This is a genomic window from Shewanella sp. Isolate7, from assembly GCF_022398425.1.
GTDB lineage: Bacteria > Pseudomonadota > Gammaproteobacteria > Enterobacterales > Shewanellaceae > Shewanella.
On record NZ_JAKEVJ010000158.1, the window covers coordinates 1 to 1,417 of the forward strand.

Annotated in this window: 1 protein-coding gene and 1 pseudogene; one reads left to right on the top strand and one right to left on the bottom strand. The window is 39.9% G+C overall.

Going from position 1 to position 1,417, the window contains the following annotated elements:
* The coding region (locus L1D47_RS20630; RefSeq protein ID WP_239886616.1) for a hypothetical protein at positions 1-386 on the bottom strand (386 nt) is incomplete at its 3' end.
* Between the two features lie 299 nt (positions 387-685).
* Between L1D47_RS20630 and L1D47_RS20635 the strand changes: the two are divergent.
* Positions 686-1,059: pseudogene (locus L1D47_RS20635) on the top strand (transposase); the annotation flags it as partial.
* Positions 1,060-1,417: the final 358 nt, after the last annotated feature.

The following is a 1,417-nucleotide window of genomic DNA, read 5'->3' on the forward strand; positions in this document are numbered from 1 at the left end:
ATTTTACACTCGTTTATCTTTAGTGCTAGAGTAGCATAAAAACGTTCAAGTTGCTCTTGAGTTGGCGGAAGCACATTTGGATATTCACTAAACTTATTCAGTACATCAGCTTTATCTGGCAACTGTTTAAACAGAATATATTCGTTTAATACGCCAAATAGAGGCTGGGATTGATAGAACGAAACCTTGTCTGAATCTGTTGGGTAGTCAACTTCAAACTCTGAAGCTGTTTCCTCGATAAGTTGATAGAGCCTGTCTACATATCTTTGTTTTGGAAAAAGCTTCTTTCGAAACCAACCATACCCCTCCTGGGATATAAATTGGTCTACAAACTTGGTAGCAACGTAGTATGACGCCCCACCAATTGCCAATGTAATTGGTTCCATTTTTATCTACCCTAAAATCTTAACAAATAATGCCGCCATCATAAAAACGGACTATTTCAAAACATGCCTGTTCTGACTTTACAAAAGAAAAACTCTCAGTAGGCAACTGTTTTTAAGAAAATAGATTATCAATATGTTGATGTTTGCACAACTAGAATAAGTGTGAAAACCATAGAGTTTTGGCACTTTAATTCAATCGACCTTAGTCCGGATAACTCATAAATTATGATATCTAAAATTGTGATGAAATAATATTGATGGGGTAATTACTCTCCCACACTTCCAAGCACCAGAAAGAGTTCATGGTTGATCTTAAGCCTGTCTATCGCGCTTTGAGCAAGGATGCTGCTGAAATGGAGCTAGCTTATAGTCGAAGTGGGGCGTTCTTGGCGGAATTAAGTGGGAGAATCTATCCGTTTACTTCAAGTATCCAAAGTACGTTCGAAAAGCCATCTACACAACAAATGCCATTGAGGCAGTACATCGCTAGTTCCGAAAACTGACCAAAACCAAAGGTGGGTTCCCGAACGAAAACAGCTTGCTCAAGTTCCTTTATACTGTGATATTGAATGCCTCTAAGAAATGGACAATGCCAATTCAGAACTGGAATATGGCATTGTCTCAACTGTCGATTCCCTTCGATGGACGCTTGGATGAATACTTAGATATCTAGCCAAAATTAGCTGACACAGAATTCTGAACGCCCTCTTAAAAACTTTACTGAACCACTATACTTTTTTTAATCCAATCGATTGGAGCTAGAGTAAACGTTCTAGCTCACTTTTGTCCGTGCGACCTGAGGTCGTATGAAGCGTTGTTCACCGCTTAACGAGTGAACCATCTGTATCACCAGATGAACCTACGAGCCTGAATAAAGCAGCGGCTCGGACAATGTAACGAAACTTGGCCGTTAGGCTGAGTGGGAAAAGAATCGTGAGAGGACGTTCCTCCTGAAAACCACAATTCGGGTAAGTGCTAGGTAGTCAGTATGATGAACGTATGTGAATCCATTCAAGGTGCGTTATATGATG